The following is a 16,102-nucleotide window of genomic DNA, read 5'->3' on the forward strand; positions in this document are numbered from 1 at the left end:
CTTTACGGACCGGCCCTTTCCCTTTGCTAGGCCTTGGGCGTGGCGTCGACGCCCGCCTCCTTGCGCTGCGCCGGGGTGATCGGCGTGGGCGCGGCGGTCAGCGGGTCGAAGCCGGAGGCCGTCTTCGGGAAGGCGATCACGTCGCGGATCGACTCGCCACCCGCCAGCAGCATGCAGATCCGGTCCCAGCCGTAGGCGATGCCGCCGTGCGGCGGCGGGCCGTACTTGAACGCCTCCAGCAGGAAGCCGAACTTGCTCTCGGCCTCCTCCTTGGAGATGCCCAGCACGTCGAAGACCCGCTGCTGCATCTCGGCGCGGTGGATTCGGATCGAGCCGCCACCGATCTCCATGCCGTTGCAGACCATGTCGTAGGCGTAGGCCAGGGCCTCGCCCGGGTGGTCCTGGAAGTTGTCGCTCCACTCGGGCTTGGGGCCGGTGAAGGGGTGGTGGACGGCAGTCCAGCCGCCCTCGCCGTCGTCTTCGAACATGGGCGCGTCGACGACCCACAGGAACGACCACTGCGACTCGTCGATCAGCTGCTTGCGGCGGCCGATCTCCAGCCGGGCCGCGCCGAGCAGCTCACGCGAGGCGTGCCGGGCGCCGGCCGCGAAGAAGATCGCGTCGCCGACCTCGGCGCCGGTCGCCGCGCGCAGCCCGGCGGTCTCGGCCTCGGACAGGTTCTTGGCCACCGGGCCGCCGAACCCGTCTTCCTGGACGAGCACGTAGGCGAGCCCGCGCGCGCCCCGCGACTTGGCCCACTCCTGCCAGCCGTCGAGCTCCTTGCGGGTCTGCGACGCGCCGCCCGGCATGACCACCGCGCCGACGTACTCGTTCTGGAACACCCGGAAGGTGGTGTCCTTGAAGTAGTCGGTCAGGTCGACCAGCTCGCAGCCGAACCGCAGGTCGGGCTTGTCGGAGCCGAATCGGGCCATCGCGTCGGCATAGGTCATGCGGGGCAGCGGGGAGGGCAGCTCGTAGCCGAGCGTCTCCTTCCACACCCGGCCGATGAGCGCCTCGCCGAGCTCCATGACGTCGTCCTGGTCGACGAACGACATCTCGATGTCGATCTGGGTGAACTCCGGCTGCCGGTCGGCCCGCAGGTCCTCGTCGCGGAAGCACTTGGTCAGCTGGTAGTAGCGCTCCAGGCCGGCCACCATGAGGAGCTGCTTGAACAGCTGGGGCGACTGGGGCAGGGCGTACCAGTTGCCCGGCTGGAGCCGCACCGGCACCAGGAAGTCGCGGGCGCCCTCCGGGGTCGAACGGGTCAGGTTCGGCGTCTCGACGTAGACGAACCCGCGCTCGTTCATCACCTCGTTGACCAGGTAGGTCGCCTTCGACCGGATGCGCAGCGCGTCGCCGAGCTGCTGGCGGCGGATGTCGAGGTAGCGGTACTTGAGCCGGGCCTCCTCGGAGACGCCCGAGGCGCCCTCGATCGGGAACGGCAGCGGGGCCGCCTCGCTCAGCACCTCGACCTCGGAGGCGACGACCTCGATCCCGCCGGTGGGGATGTCGGGATTCTCGTTGCCCTCGGGCCGCACCCGGACCTCTCCGACGACCTTCACGCAGTATTCGGAGCGCAGGCCGTGGGCGTCGTCCTCCTCGCGGAAGACGACCTGGGCGGAGCCGGAGGAGTCGCGCAGGTCGATGAAGACCACGCCGCCGTGGTCACGACGACGGGCGACCCATCCGGCCAGCGTCACCTGTTGGCCGGCGTGCTCGGGGCGCAACGTCCCGGCCTGGTGGGTGCGGATCACAAGAGTTTCCCTTTCAGGGTGTCGACGATCGAGGCGAGGGACACCTCGGTCTGTTCAGCGGTTTCCAGGTCCTTCAGCTGTACGGCCCCCGCCTCCAGGTCGCGCTCACCGAGGATCAGCGCGTATCGGGCCCCCGACTTCGACGCCGCCTTCATGGACCCCTTGAGCCCTCGGGCCCCGTAGGCCATGTCGGCCGCGAGCCCTGCCCGGCGCAGCTCGGTGAGCAGCGCGAACGCGCGGCGGCGGGCCTCCTCGCCCAGCGGCACGGCGTAGACGTCGACCGTCGAGACGGCCGCGGTGGCGACCTGCTCGGCCTCCATGGCCAGCACGGTGCGGTCGAGCCCGAGCCCGAAGCCGATGCCGGGCAGCGGCGGCCCGCCGATGGACTCCGACAGCCCGTCGTAGCGGCCGCCACCGCCGACGGCCGACTGCGCCCCCAGCAGAGGGTGGTCGAACTCGAAGGTGGTGCGGGTGTAGTAGTCGAGGCCGCGCACCAGGCGCGGGTTGTCGGTCCACGGGATCGACAGGTCGGCCAGGGCGGTGCGCACCTGGTCGTGGTGGGCCTTGCAGGCGGCGCACAGGTGGTCGGTGACCAGCGGCGCCCCTTCGAGCTGGGCCTTGACCTCGGGACGCTTGTCGTCGAGGACGCGCAGCGGGTTGATCTCGACGCGGGCGCGGGTGGCCTCGTCGAGGTCGAGGGCACGCAGGAAGTCCTGCAGGGCGGCCCGGTAGATCGGGCGGCACTCGGCGCAGCCGAGCGTGTTCAACAGCAGCGTCAGCCGCTGGAGGCCGAGCTGCTGGTACCAGTCCCACGCGATGGCGATCGTCTCGGCGTCGACCAGCGGGTCGTCGCTGCCGATCGCCTCAAGGTCGACCTGGTAGAACTGCCGGTAACGCCCGGCCTGGGGCCGCTCGTAACGGAAGGCGGGGCCGACGGCCCAGACCTTCGCGGGCAGCTGGCCGTTGTGCAGGCCGTGCTCCAGCACCGCCCGCAGCACACCCGCGGTGAACTCGGGCCGCAGCGTGACCGATCGGCCGCCCCGGTCCTGGAAGGTGTACATCTCCTTGGTCACGACGTCGGTCGACTCGCCGACGCCGCGCGCGTAGAGCTGGGTGTCCTCGAACACCGGCAGTTCGAGGTAGCCGTAACCGGCCCTGGTCACGGTGGCGGCGAAGGTGTCGATCGCCCGCCGGAACGCCGCCGAACGGGGCGGCGTGTATTCGCTAACGCCCTTGGGCGCCTGGAAGGTCATCACAGTCCTCGGTTCGGGCCGGGCGCCCCGTGCTCCAGATCTTTCAGGAACGGGTTGCTGGCGCGCTCGCGGCCGATGGTCGTCTGGGGTCCGTGACCGGGGAGAACCACCGTTTCGTCCGGCAGTGTCAACGTCTTGGCGAGACTGCCGAGCATGGCCTGGTGGTCGCCGCCGGGCAGATCGGTGCGGCCGATGGAGTCTCGGAACAACAGGTCGCCGCTGAACAACACGTGTTCGTCGTCGAGCCTGAAGGTCACCGACCCCCCGGTATGGCCCGGCCGGTGGTCGACGACCAGCTCGAGGCCGGCCAGCTCCAGGACGGCGCCGTCGGTGAGCTCGCGGACGTCGTCGGGCTCGCTGAACTCCAGCCCGCCGAACAACTGTTTGCTCATCGCGCCGAATCCACGGCCCGGATCGCTCAGCAGAACCCGATCATCGGGATGAATCCAGGCAGGAATTTCACGAGCTCCACAAACCGGACCGACCGACCACATGTGGTCGATGTGCCCGTGGGTCAGGACCACCGCGACCGGCTTCAGCCGGTGCTCGCGGATCAGCTCGTCGAGGCCCTCCTCAGCGTTCTGACCTGGGTCGACGACCACGCATTCGGCGCCCGCGGCGGGCGCGACGACGTAGCAGTTGGTCTGGAACGACCCGGCTGGGAACCCTGCGATCAACAACGGAGCGGCCTCGATGTCTCAAAGGATTGAGCGAGCGAATGTAACCGAAGGGTACCGGTGCGGGTCGGCGGGCTGCGAACCAATACCCGTGTGCCGATACGATTCGCCCACCTCAATAGTCATTCTTGGACAGTCGGGAGGACGAAGTGGTCACCGGGAAGGACCGGCAGAAGCAACTCGCGCGCGAACACCACGAGCGCCAGCAGGCCGCACGCGTCCAACGTGAGCGCATCGCGAAGCGGAACGCCGCCATCGGGACCACCGCCGGTGTCGTGGTCGTCATCGCGGGCATCGTCGCGGCGGCGATCTTCCTGACGGGCGGCGACGACGCCGACCCGGCCACCGCGGCGGCGTCCGCCTCGGCCAACCCGGCCGAGAGCGCGGCGGCGGCCCCCGCGGAACCCCTGCCCTTCGACAAGGGCACCGGCAGGTGCGACTACGTGAGCGACCCGGCGGGTGCGGCCAAGGACGTCGGCAAGCCCGACCCCAAGGTCGCCGCGGCCCCGGCGGTCATGAAGATCGACACCAACCTGGGCGTCATCCAGGCCGACCTCGACGGCGCCAAGGCGCCGTGCACGGTCGGCTCGTTCACGCACCTGGCGAGCAAGGGCTACTTCGCCAACACGAAGTGCCACCGCCTCACCACCGAGGGCATCAAGGTGCTCCAGTGCGGCGACCCCACCGCCACCGGCAGCGGCGGCCCCGGCTACCGCTTCGTCGACGAGAACCTCGAGGGCGCCAGCTACAAGCGGGGCGTGCTGGCCATGGCCAACAGCGGCCCGAACACCAACGGCAGCCAGTTCTTCATCGTCTACGGCGACGAGACCGACACCCTGCCCGACTCGTACACGCCCTTCGGCACGATCACCAAGGGCCTGGACCTCGTCGACAAGGTGGCCAAGGCGGGCGTCGAGGGCGGCGGCGGCGACGGAACGCCGAAGCAGGCTGTGGAAATCAAAGACGTGACAATTACCGGCAAGAGCTGACGTAATACAACCAAGGGCTAAACGCCCTGGAGGCTGATTCGAGTGCGGGAGGACACGGTGACCACCGACCCGTGGGGCCGGGTAGACGACGACGGCACCGTCTACGTGCGTACGGCTGAGGGAGAACGGGCCGTCGGGTCCTGGCAGGCCGGGGAACCGGAAGAGGCGCTGGCCTACTTCCACCGCAAGTTCGACGAGCTGGCCGGTCAGGTCCAGCTCCTCGAACAGCGGGTGAAGGGCACCGACCTGCCGCCCGCACAGGCGGAGGCCGGCATCCTGAAGCTGCGCGAGGCGATCACCGGAGCGAACGCGGTCGGTGACCTCGACTCGCTGAACAACCGGCTGCAGGCCCTCTCCGAGATGGTGGGCAAGCGCCGCGAGGAGGTGAAGGCGGCCCGCGAGGTCGCCCGCGGCCAGGCCAAGGAGATCAAGGAGCGGATCGTCGGCGAGGCCGAGCGCATCGCCGAGGACGCCACTCACTGGAAGTCCGGCGGCGAGCGGCTGCGTCAGCTCGTCGAGGAGTGGAAGGCCGCCGAGCGGATCGACCGCGCGACCGAGGCGGCGTTGTGGAAGCGCCTGTCGACGGCCCGCACGGCCTTCGCCAAGCGCCGCAAGGCCTACTTCTCCTCGCTCGACGAACAGCGCGACCAGGTGCGTTCCGCCAAGGAGCGCATCGTGAGCGAGGCCGAGGAACTGTCGTCCTCGACCGACTGGAACGCCACGGCTGCGGCCTACCGCGAGCTGATGCGCCGCTGGAAGGCGGCCGGCCGGGCCTCCCGCGAGGCCGAAGACGAGCTCTGGAACCGCTTCAAGAGCGCCCAGGACCAGTTCTTCCAGGCCCGCTCGGCGGTGTTCGCCGAGCGCGACGCGTCGTTCGCGGCCAACGCCGACGCCAAGGAGCTGCTGCTGGTCGAGGCGGAGAAGATCCTCCCGGTGACCGACGTCCGCACGGCGCGCAGCCAGCTCCGGGCCCTGGTCGAGCGGTGGGAGGCCGTCGGCCCGGTGCCGCGCGAGCAGCGCGACCGGCTCGAGGGCGGCCTGCGGAAGATCGACGACGCGGTCCGCAAGGCCGAGGAGGCGGAGTGGAAGCGCTCCAACCCCGAGGCCCGCGCGCGGGCCCAGGACACGGTCAACCAGCTCCGCCGCTCGATCGAGCAGCTGGAGACCCGCCTGGCCAAGGCCCAGCCCGGCAGCAAGCAGGCCAAGGAGGCCGAGGAGGGCATCGCCGCCCGCCGCTCCTGGCTCGAAGAGGCCGAGCGCACGCTCGCCGAGTTCTCCTGAGGTGACGCCGGCGGCGCCTGACCTGCTGGGTCAGGCGCCGCTGGTCACCCGGTAGACGTCGTAGACGCCCGGGATGTTGCGCACCGCCTTGAGCACGTGGCCCAGGTGCTTGGGGTCGCCCATCTCGAAGGTGAACTTGCTGACCGCCACCCGGTCGCGTGAGGTCGTCACCGACGCCGACAGGATGTTGACGTGGTGGTCGGACAGCGTCCGGGTCACGTCGGAGAGCAACCGGGGCCGGTCGAGCGCCTCGACCTGGATGGCCACCAGGAACACCGAGTCGTCGCCGGGCGACCAGGCCACCTCGACGAGCCGCTCGGGCTGCTCCTGGAGCTGACCCACGTTGGCGCAGTCGACCCGGTGCACCGAGACGCCGTGGCCGCGGGTCACGAAGCCGGTGATGTCGTCGCCCGGGACGGGCGTGCAGCACCGCGACAGCCGCACCCACACGTCGGGGTCGCCCGCCACCATGACACCCGCGTTGGTGCCGGCCCTGGGACGCCCCTTGAGCTGCGTGGGCAGCGCCGCCTCGGCGATGTCCTCCTCGGCCCCCTCGACCCCTCCCAGGGCCTGTACGAGCTTGTGGACGACCGCCTGGGCCGCGATGTGGCCCTCGCCCACCGCCGCGTAGAGCGCCGACACGTCGACGTAGTGCAGATCACGGGCCAGGGCGAGCAGCGCCTCCCCCGACATGAGCCGCTGGAGCGGCAGGCCCTGCTTGCGCATCGCCCGCCCGATGGCCTCCTTGCCGGCCTCGATCGCGGTCTCGCGGCGCTCCTTGGAGAACCACTGGCGGATCTTGTTGCGGGCCCGGCCCGACTTGACGAACTTCAGCCAGTCGCGCGAGGGCCCCGCGTCGGGCGACTTCGAGGTGAAGATCTCGACCGTGTCGCCGTTGCCCAGGCGCGACTCCAGCGGCACCAGCCGCCCGTTGACCCGGGCCCCGATGCAGCGGTGGCCGACCTCGGTGTGGACAGCGTAGGCGAAGTCGACCGGGGTCGCGCCGTCGGGCAGCGCGATGACCTGGCCGCGCGGGGTGAAGACGAACACCTCGGAGACCGACAGGTCGAAGCGCAGCGACTCGAGGAACTCGCCCGGGTCGGAGGTCTCCTTCTGCCAGTCGAGGAGCTGGCGCAGCCACGCCATGTCGTTGACGTCCTTGACCTTGCCGCCCGGGTTGGAGGCGACCATCTCCTCCTTGTACTTCCAGTGGGCGGCGACGCCGTATTCGGCGCGGTGGTGCATCGCGCGGGTGCGGATCTGCAGCTCGACCGGCTTGCCCTCGGGCCCGATGACCGTCGTGTGGAGCGACTGGTACATGTTGAACTTGGGCATCGCTATGTAGTCTTTGAACCGGCCGGGCACCGGGTTCCACCGCGCGTGGATCGTTCCGAGCGCGGCGTAGCAGTCGCGCACCGTGTCGACCAGCACCCTGATGCCCACCAGGTCGTAGATGTCGTCGAAGGCGACGCCCTTGGCGATCATCTTCTGGTAGATCGAGTAGTAGTGCTTCGGGCGGCCCTTCACGGTCGCCCGGATCTTCTGCTCCCGCAGGTCGGAGTGGACGTTCTCGATCACTTCCTGGAGGAACAGGTCGCGCCGGGGGGCGCGCTCGGAGACCATGCGGGCGATCTCGTCGTAGCGCTTGGGGAAGAGCATGGTGAACGCGAGGTCCTCCAGCTCCCACTTGATCGTGTTCATGCCCAGGCGGTGGGCCAGCGGCGCGAAGATCTCCAGCGTCTCGCGCGACTTCTGCTGCCGCTTGTGCTCGGGCATGTAGCGCATGGTGCGCATGTTGTGGAGCCGGTCGGCCAGCTTGATCACCAGCACGCGGATGTCGCGGCTCATCGCCACGACCATCTTGCGCACCGTCTCGGCCTGCGCGGCGTCGCCGAACTTGACCTTGTCGAGCTTGGTCACGCCGTCGACGAGCAGGGCGATGTTCTCGCCGAAGTCGGCGCGCAGCTCGTCGAGGCCGTAGGCGGTGTCCTCCACGGTGTCGTGGAGGAGCGCCGCGCACAGGGTCTCGTCGTCGGTGCCCAGCTCGGCCAGGATGGTCGCCACGGCCAGCGGATGGGTGATGTAGGGGTCACCGCTCTTCCGCTTCTGGTCGCGGTGGTGGTAGGCCGCCGTCTCGTAGGCACGCTCGATCAGCCGCAGATCGGCCTTGGGGTGAGTGGCCCGGACCGTCTTGAACAGGGGCTCGAGGACGGGGTTCATCGCACCCCACTGCCCCCCGAACCGGCCCAGCCTGCGCCGGACGGCCGTCCCCTTCTCCGGGGGCGCCGCCTCGGCGGGCACGTCGGGAACCGGCGCGCCGGGCGATTCGACGGGCGCGTTGCCCGGGGCCACATCACGGGGCACTCAGACTCCTCACATTCGAGTCCAGATCACTCAGTGTAGGTCAAACGGTAACCAAAGCTCTGACGTCGAGATCGGGCAGCCTCTCCCTACCGGGGAGGAAGGACAACTCCATCAGGAAGGTCACGGCCACCACCTCGGCGCCGGCCCGCCGCACCAGGTCGACCGCCGCGGCAGCCGTGCCGCCGGTCGCCAGGACGTCGTCGACCACCAGGACCCGCTCGCCCGGGGCGAACGCGTCGGCGTGGACCTCGATCGTCGCGGAGCCGTATTCCAGATCGTAGGACGCCTCAAGCGTCTCGGCGGGCAGTTTGCCCTTCTTGCGTACCGGCACGAAGCCCGCGCCCCTTCTGAGGGCCACGGGGGCGGCCAGGATGAACCCCCTGGCCTCGATGCCGACCACCTTGTCGAAGGAGTACCCCTCAGCCAGGTCGTCGACGACCGTGGTGAACGCGGCCGGGTCGGCCAGCAGGGGGGTGATGTCCTTGAACAGGATGCCAGGCTGCGGATAGTCGGGAACGTCCCTGATCAGCGAGATCCACTCGGTCACCTGCCAACACTAATGGCTACTCAAAAGCGAACGCCCCACGGGCTCCCGATCTTCCCGGGTGCCCGCGGGGCCTCGTCCAGCGTTTGCTACTTCTTCGCGTGCTCTTTCTTCTCCTTGGCGGAGGCCTGCTTGGCCTCGGAGGCCTCACGCTGGGCCACCCGCTTGGCGAGGGCGATCCACTGAGGCTCGCGCTCCTTGAGCGACACCAGGATCGGGGTCGCCACACAGAGCGAGGAGTAGGTGCCGACGAGCATGCCGACGAACAGGGCCAGCGAGAGGTCCTTCAGCACACCCGCGCCGAGCAGCGTGGTTCCGATGAACAGGATCGCCGCGACCGGCAGGATCGCCACCAGCGAGGTGTTGAGCGACCGGATCAGGGTGTGGCTCAGGGCGTTGTTGGCCGCCTGGGTGTAGGTCATCTTCGCCGACGTCTTCAGCGGCGTCGTGACCTCCTTGATCATGTCGAACACCACGACCGCGTCGTAGAGCGAATAACCGAGGATGGTCAGGAAGCCCAGCATGGTCGCCGGGGTGACCTCGAAGCCCGACCAGGAGTAGACGCCCGCCGTGATCACGAGGTCGTGGATGAGCGCGACGATCGCCGCCAGCGCCATCCGCCACTCGAACGCCATGCTCAGGTAGAGCATGATCGCGACCATGAAGACGATCAGGCCGATCCAGGCCTTGGTGGAGACCTCGCCACCCCACGTCGCACCGATCACCTGGGTGCTCACGTCGTTGGGCTGGAGCTTGTACTCACTGGCGACCGTCTGCTGGACCTTGGTGACCTCGGGGCCCTCCAGGCTCTCGGTGGTCACCCGCCAGTTGGGCCCGGCCTCCTGCACGATCACCTGGTGGGGACCGGCCGAGCGGACCACCTCGCGCACCTGCTCGATGGCCGAGCCGGGAGTGCGGGTGAAGTCGAAGACCGAGCCGCCGGTGAACTCGACGCCCAGGTTGAGCGGCTTGATGAACAGACCCGCGATCGAGATGATCAGCAGCGCGATCGACAGGCCGTACCAGAGCTTGCGCTTACCGACGAAGTCGATGTCGATGTCGCCGCGGTAGAGGCGGCGCGCGAGGCCCGTGGCCATCACGCCTCCTGGAGGGTCGAGGTGGACGACGAATCGGTGCGCGCCATGCGCTCGGCGTCGAGTCCGGACAGCGGGTGGCCCTTGGCGAAGAACTTCATGCGCGCCACCAGCGACATGAGCGGCTTGGTGAAGAGGAACACCACCACGATGTCGATGACCGTCGTCAGGCCCATCGCGAACGCGAAGCCGGCGACGTCACCCACGGCCAGGAAGTAGAGCACCAGGGCCGCGATGAACATGACCGCGTCGGCTACGAGGATCGTGCGGCGGGCCCGCTTCCAGGCCACCTCGACGGCCGTGCGCAGGCTGCGCCGGCCCTCCTTCATCTCGTCTCGGATGCGCTCGAAGTAGACGATGAAGGAGTCGGCGGTGATGCCGATCGAGACCACCAGGCCGATGATGTGCGGCAGCGACAGGCGGAAGCCCGCGTTGGCGCTGAGCACCACCACCGACAGGTAGGTGACGACCGTCGCGACCATGAGGCTGGCGATGCCGACCAGGCCCAGGCCGCGGTAGTAGAGCAGCAGGTAGAGCATGACGATCACGAGGCCGATGCCGCCCGCGATCAGACCGCCGCGGAGCTGGTCGGCGCCGAGGGTCGAGGAGACCGACACCGTCGAGCTGACCTTGAACTTCAGCGGCAGCGCGCCGTACTTGAGCTGGTCGGCCAGCTCGGTCGCGGTCTGCGAGGTGAAGCTGCCGGAGATCTCGGTCTTGCCGCCGGTGATGCGGCCGTTGGAGACCGGGGCCGTGACGACCACGCCGTCGAGCACCGCGCCGATCTGGTTGCGCGGCGGCTGGCTGTTGAAGGTCTTGTTGGTCAGCTCGGACCACTTCGTGGCGCCCGCGCTCTTGAAGTCGAGGTTGACGACCCACTCGCCGGTGTCCTGGCGCACGCCGGCCGAGGCGGTGCTGATCTCCGAACCCTGGACCGCGGCCACGTCGAGGATGTACTTGGCGGTGCCGCTCTCGTCACACGCCGCGAACTGCTTGTTCGGGTCGTCGAGGACGCCCGCGCCCTTGTTGTTGGCCGTGCACTTGAGGTCTTTGAACTGCTGCAGGACGGCCGGGTCGATGCCCGACAGGTCCTGGCCCGCCAGCGGGTCGGCGGCGGCGTTCGGGTCGGCCGAGGGCTGCGTCGTCACGAGCGGCGAGGCGGCCGGGCTGGGCTCGGCGTTCTTCTTCTTGCCGTTGCCCTGCTGGTTGCCGCCCTGCTGGTTGTTCCCCTGCTGCTGATTGCCCTGGCCCGCCTCGGCGCTCGCACCCGGCGAGGGCGCCTGGAGGGCCTTGGAGACCGCCCGGCCCGCCGGGCTGGCGGCCGGAGAGGCGGCGGCCGAGGGCGTCACGGCCGGGAGCGTGCCCGACGGGGCCGGCGAGGCCGCGTCGCTGGGCAGCGCGGCCGGCTGCTCCTGGGCCGGGGCGACGGCGAGCACCTGGCGGAAGCGGAGCTCGGCGGTCGTGGCCACCAGCTTCAACGCCTCTTCCTGACCCGCGCCCGGGATCTGGATCAGGATGTTGTCACTGGCCCTCGCGACCTGGGCGTCGGAGATGCCCTGCCCGTTGACGCGGTCACGGATGATGTTGACGGCCCGATCGAGGCTCTCTTGCGAGGGCGCCTTGTTGTCGAGGGTCTCGGGCGAGAGGGTGACTGTCGTGCCGCCCGCGAGGTCGAGACCGAACTTCGGGATGTACGCGTTCTGCAGGACCACGGCCGCGCCCATGGCGGCGATGATCGCCAGAAGAAGCAGGAGCGTGCGTCCCGGCTTGATCTGGCTGCTGGTCGGTGGGGCCACTGGTGGTCAGTCTTTCGTCAAGGGGTCTTCAATGAGGGTACTCAGGACTTGCGGGTGCTGGAGTCTCCAGTCTCCGGGCTTTCCGCGACGTTGTCGCCGTCGGATTTCTCGTCGGTCTCGGTCGAGTCGGTGGCGTCGCCGGGCTCCTCGGTGAGGACGCGGCCGATGGCCGCCTTGACCCAGCGGGTCTCGATGCCGGGCGCCACCTCGAGGATGACGTCGTCGTCGGCGAAGCCCACCACGGTGCCGAACAGACCCGTCGTGGTCATCACGCGGGAACCCACACTGAGCGAGTTCTGCATCGCGACCTGCTCCTGCTGCCGCTTCCGCTGGGGGCGGATCAGCAGGAAGTAGAAGACCACGAAGAGCAGGACGATCGGGAGTAGCTGCGCAAGCCCTTCCACGGGGCTCTCCTTCGTTGAAGAGATGACCGGCCATTCGCCGGAGGTCACACGAGGTTTTGACGCCGGTCCGGGCCACACGCTCGGCACGTCACCTTACATAGCGAGCCTAGCCACCCAGCCAAGCCACGCAGTGTAGGCGAGCTGTCAGAACCCCGGCAACGAGGCCACGATCCGCCGCGCGGGAAAGTTCCGTTTTCACGCCTATTGCAACCATTCCGTGATCCCCAAGGTCCTTTCCGGCATCACTGTGGGTTATCAGGGGGGTCGTCGAAGGCGACGCCGGCCCCGAACGCGTCGGGCGGCGGGACCAGCCCCAGATGAACCCAGGCGGCGGCCGTGGCGACGCGCCCGCGCGGGGTCCGGGCGAGCAGCCCCTGCCGGACCAGGAACGGCTCGGCCACCACCTCGACGGTCTCGGGCTCCTCGCCGACGGCTACGGCCAGTGTCGACAACCCGACGGGCCCGCCGCCGAACTTGCGCAGCAGCGCGCCCAGGACCGCCCGGTCGAGCCGGTCGAGGCCCTCGGCGTCGACTTCGTAAAGATTCAGCGCGGCCGCGGCGATCTCCCGGGTGATCAGCCCGTCGGCGCGCACCTCGGCGAAGTCGCGGACCCGCCGCAGCAGCCGGTTGGCGATGCGGGGGGTGCCCCGGGAGCGGCCGGCGATCTCGGCGGCCCCCTCTTCCGGCAGGTGGACGCCGAGCAGGCGGGCCGACCGGTGGAGCACGGTCTCGAGTTCGCCCTGGTCGTAGAACTCCATGTGGGCGGTGAAGCCGAAGCGGTCGCGCAGCGGGGCCGGCAGCAGGCCCGCGCGGGTGGTGGCCCCGACGAGGGTGAACGGGGCGACCTCCAGCGGGATCGCGGTCGCGCCGGGCCCCTTGCCGACGACGATGTCGACCCGGAAGTCCTCCATCGCCAGGTAGAGCATCTCTTCGGCGGGCCGCGCCATGCGGTGGATCTCATCGATGAAGAGCACTTCGCCGTCGGTCAGCGTCGACAGGATCGCGGCCAGGTCGCCGGCCCGCTCCAGCGCCGGCCCCGAGGTCACCCGCAGCGGGGCCCCCAGCTCGGCGGCGATGATCATGGCGAGGGTGGTCTTCCCGAGGCCGGGCGGTCCGCTCATCAGCACGTGGTCGGGCGGCCGGTTGCGCCGCAGCGCCCCTTCGAGCACGAGGGAGAGCTGCTCCCTGACCCGGGGCTGCCCGATGAACTCGGCCAGCCGCTTGGGCCGCAACGCCGCCTCGATCAGCCGCTCGTCGCCCTGGACGTCGGCGGAGACCAGCTCCCGCTCGAAGGAGCCGGCGATCTCGACCTCGTAGGACCCGTCGCCGGACCCGTGGATCGACCCTTCGCGGAATCCGCCCGGCGAGCCGGGCGACAGGTCGGCACGGCCGCGCGAGGGCTCGGCCGGGCTGCCCGGCGGTGAATCTTTCATCGCACGCTCAGCGCCCGCAGGGCGGCCTTCAGCAGCGGCGCGATCTGGGGCTGGCGCCCGGCGGCCAGCTCGGCCTCGGCCTCAGGGGTGACGACGGCGAGGGCCTCGTCGGCGTCGCGCGCGGAGTAGCCGAGCCCGACGAGACCGGAATGCACCTGTTCACGCCACAGGGCCTCGCGGGCGGGCCCGTTGATCGCGGCGTTGACGACCTCTTCGGGGGTGCCCAGCTTGCCCTTGAGCTCGAGCACGAGGCGCTGCGCGCCCTTCTGGCCGATCCCCGGCACCATCTGGAGGGCTTTGAGATCACCGGAGGCGACCGCGATGCGCAGCGCGTTGGGCGAGTGGACGGCGAGCATCGCCAGCGCGAGCCGGGGCCCGATGCCGCTGGCGGTCTGCAACATCTCGAACACCACCCGCTCGTCGTCGGAGGCGAACCCGTAGAGGGTCAGCGACTCCTCGCGGACGACCAGCGAGGTCGACAAGCGGCCGTTCTCCCCCACCCGCAGCAGGCCCAGCGTGCCGGGCGTGCAGTGGACGAGGACGCCCACCCCCCCGACCTCGACCACGGCGGCGTCGGGGGCGATGGCGGTGACCAGACCGGACACCGAGGCGATCATCAGGCGCTCCCGGGATTGCGGACGAGGACCGGAGGGACGTCCCGGCCCGAACGGACGGACGATCGGAACGGGGGGCACGCTCCACGAACGCCGACCGCCCCGGCCACCTCGGGCGCCTCGGGCGCCTCGCGACCCCCGTCGCAGGCGATCACCGGCGGGCGCGGTCTCACCGCGGGCTCCGGCCGGATCGGGCCGTCGCCACGGCGCTCGCCAGGCGGTTCTGCACTCCCCCGCGCCACACGTGGCAGATGGCCAGCGCCAGGGCGTCGGCGGCGTCGGCGGGCTTGGGCATGGCGTCGAGGCGGAGGATGCGGGTGACCATGGTGCCGACCTGCTTCTTGTCGGCGGTGCCGCTGCCGGTGACCGCCGCCTTGACCTCGGAGGGCGTGTGGAGCGCCACGGGCAGCCCGCGGCGGGACGCGCACAGGATGGCCACGGCGGCCGACTGGGCGGTGCCCATGACGGTCCGGACGTTGTGCTGCGCGAACACCCGCTCGACGGCCACCGCGTCGGGCGTGGTCTCGTCGAGCCACTTCTCGAGGCCGCGCTCGACGGCCACCAGGCGGGCGCCGATCTCGTCGTCGGCCGGGGTGCGGATCACGCCGACGGCCACCAGACGGGCGGGCGATCCGGGGCGGCCCTCGACGACGCCGACGCCGCAGCGGGTGAGCCCGGGGTCGACACCCAGCACGCGCACCTGCGGCCCCCTTCCGCTCCGAACATGTGTTCGGCGATCTTACACTAGAAGTAATCGAGCAGGTACGGCTTCGCCGCGAACACCGCGTCCAACGTGTCGTCGAACACCGTGGAGCCGGTCAGCCCGCCCGACAGGCGCAGAGTGGCGGCGGGCACGCCGGCGTACAGGGCCGAGAGGGCGTTGATCGTGAGGGCCGGGCCGGTGCCCGTGCCCTTCGACAGGGCGCCCGCGCCGTCGGCGACCTCCAGGAGCCAGGTGCCGTCGTTGGCGGGGCGGGCCGGGTCGGTGAGCTCGAAGGGGACCGAGGCGGTCACCGCCGGGGAGTAGCCGCGCCGGGCGATCGCGTCGGCGGGGTCGACGAGGCGGAACATCCAGCGGGTGGACGACACGACGTCCTTGGAGCGTTCGCGCAGCAGCCACAGGACCGGGTCGTCGGGGGCGACGGTGGCGGTCACCCGCTTGGCGACCGACGAGGAGGTGCCCACGAGGGCCCACAGGGCCCGTGTGGTGGCCTCGGAGGCGGCGACGAGGCTGTCGACCTCGATGTCGCCGCCCGACCAGCGGTAGATCACGTAGCCGTCGTCGGCGAGGTAGCAGAAGTCGTCGTCGTCCTCCAGCCAGACCCGCCAGGTCTCCGGGCTGTAGGAGAGGGGGCCGGAGGCGCGGGTGGCGGCGTGGACGCGGCCGATCAGCGCCACCAGCTCGTCGGTGTCGGCCGGGCCCATGCGGCGCAGCGCGACCGGCCCGCCGGGGGCGATGGTCCGCAGCGCCTCGGTGGGCAGGGTTGCGATCAGGCGGCTGCCGGCGTGCTCGAAGCCCGCGCTCCGGTAGACGGGGGTGGTCGCCGGGTAGAGCGCCGAGACCGCCGAGCCGAGGTCGGAGCAGCGGTCGAGCACGGCGGTCATCAGCAGGCGGCCGACGCCCCTCCCCCGGTCCTCGGGCGCGACGGTGACGCCGGCCACGCCGCCCATGGGCTGCGGGCGGCCGTGCCACCACTGCGTGAAGGGGTTGAGCCGGGCCGTGGCGACCAGGCGGGCGCCGTCGAAGACGCCCAGGCAGCGGCCCTGGGCCAGCAGCGGCGTGACCATGCGGCGCCAGACCGCGGCGTCGGACGCCGAGAGTGGCCCGAAGGCCCGCTTGCGGTTGTCGAGCACCGCGTCGAGATCGTCTTCGCCGAGATCACGGATGTCCACGGGACG

General features: G+C 70.4%; 14 protein-coding genes. 2 read left to right on the forward strand and 12 right to left on the reverse strand.

The window, feature by feature from the left end; translation table 11 throughout:
* Positions 1-26 precede the first annotated feature (26 nt).
* Genes aspS through GT755_RS37255 form a run of 3 tightly spaced genes read right to left on the reverse strand, consistent with a single transcriptional unit; the run spans position 27 to position 3,687 of the window.
* Positions 27-1,754 carry an aspartate--tRNA ligase gene (gene aspS, locus GT755_RS37245; RefSeq protein WP_030456914.1) on the reverse strand — a complete coding sequence of 576 codons (1,728 nt, stop codon included), beginning with the start codon at positions 1,752-1,754 and terminating at the stop codon, positions 27-29.
* Entirely contained in the window at positions 1,751-3,007 is a 1,257-nt protein-coding gene (hisS, locus tag GT755_RS37250; RefSeq protein ID WP_161484258.1) for a histidine--tRNA ligase, read from the reverse strand. The genes aspS and hisS overlap by 4 nt, the downstream gene beginning before the upstream one ends.
* Entirely contained in the window at positions 3,007-3,687 is a 681-nt protein-coding gene (locus GT755_RS37255; protein ID WP_161484259.1) for an MBL fold metallo-hydrolase, read from the reverse strand. Before GT755_RS37255 ends, hisS begins: the two co-directional genes overlap by 1 nt.
* Before the next feature lie 146 nt (positions 3,688-3,833).
* Between GT755_RS37255 and GT755_RS37260 the strand changes: the two genes are divergently transcribed.
* Positions 3,834-4,673 (forward strand): peptidylprolyl isomerase, encoded by an 840-nt coding sequence (locus GT755_RS37260; protein ID WP_161484260.1) that lies wholly within the window; start codon positions 3,834-3,836, stop codon positions 4,671-4,673.
* A 42-nt stretch (positions 4,674-4,715) separates the two neighbouring features.
* The gene (locus GT755_RS37265) at positions 4,716-5,954 is read left to right on the forward strand and encodes a DUF349 domain-containing protein (protein ID WP_285591104.1); all 1,239 of its coding nucleotides are present in this window, start codon (positions 4,716-4,718) and stop codon (positions 5,952-5,954) included.
* Positions 5,955-5,984: 30 nt separating this feature from the next.
* Here the strand turns inward: GT755_RS37265 and GT755_RS37270 are convergent, their stop codons facing one another.
* The 9 genes from GT755_RS37270 to GT755_RS41475 form a co-directional block, all read right to left on the reverse strand.
* Positions 5,985-8,174 (reverse strand): RelA/SpoT family protein, encoded by a 2,190-nt coding sequence (locus GT755_RS37270; RefSeq protein WP_161484284.1) that lies wholly within the window; start codon positions 8,172-8,174, stop codon positions 5,985-5,987.
* A gap of 184 nt (positions 8,175-8,358) precedes the next feature.
* Complete coding sequence (locus GT755_RS37275; protein WP_161484261.1) at positions 8,359-8,865, reverse strand: adenine phosphoribosyltransferase; 507 nt, start codon at positions 8,863-8,865, stop codon at positions 8,359-8,361.
* A gap of 86 nt (positions 8,866-8,951) precedes the next feature.
* Entirely contained in the window at positions 8,952-9,959 is a 1,008-nt protein-coding gene (gene secF, locus GT755_RS37280) for a protein translocase subunit SecF (RefSeq protein ID WP_161484262.1), read from the reverse strand.
* Complete coding sequence (secD, locus tag GT755_RS37285; protein WP_328794756.1) at positions 9,959-11,752, reverse strand: protein translocase subunit SecD; 1,794 nt, start codon at positions 11,750-11,752, stop codon at positions 9,959-9,961. The genes secF and secD overlap by 1 nt, the downstream gene beginning before the upstream one ends.
* A 41-nt stretch (positions 11,753-11,793) precedes the next feature.
* Positions 11,794-12,156, reverse strand: coding sequence for a preprotein translocase subunit YajC (gene yajC, locus GT755_RS37290; protein ID WP_161484263.1), 363 nt, complete (start codon positions 12,154-12,156; stop codon positions 11,794-11,796).
* A gap of 242 nt (positions 12,157-12,398) precedes the next feature.
* Positions 12,399-13,589: a Holliday junction branch migration DNA helicase RuvB gene (gene ruvB / locus GT755_RS37295; RefSeq protein WP_161484264.1), complete on the reverse strand. Its 1,191-nt coding sequence runs from the start codon at positions 13,587-13,589 to the stop codon at positions 12,399-12,401.
* A complete protein-coding gene (ruvA, locus tag GT755_RS37300; RefSeq protein WP_161484265.1) occupies positions 13,586-14,206 on the reverse strand; it encodes a Holliday junction branch migration protein RuvA in 621 nt (206 codons plus the stop codon). The genes ruvB and ruvA overlap by 4 nt, the downstream gene beginning before the upstream one ends.
* Before the next feature lie 166 nt (positions 14,207-14,372).
* Entirely contained in the window at positions 14,373-14,903 is a 531-nt protein-coding gene (ruvC, locus tag GT755_RS37305; RefSeq protein ID WP_161484266.1) for a crossover junction endodeoxyribonuclease RuvC, read from the reverse strand.
* Positions 14,904-14,947: 44 nt separating this feature from the next.
* The gene (locus GT755_RS41475; protein WP_161484267.1) at positions 14,948-16,096 is read right to left on the reverse strand and encodes a GNAT family N-acetyltransferase; all 1,149 of its coding nucleotides are present in this window, start codon (positions 16,094-16,096) and stop codon (positions 14,948-14,950) included.
* Positions 16,097-16,102: the final 6 nt, after the last annotated feature.

This window comes from Herbidospora solisilvae (assembly GCF_009901565.1).
GTDB classification, from domain to species: domain Bacteria; phylum Actinomycetota; class Actinomycetes; order Streptosporangiales; family Streptosporangiaceae; genus Herbidospora; species Herbidospora solisilvae.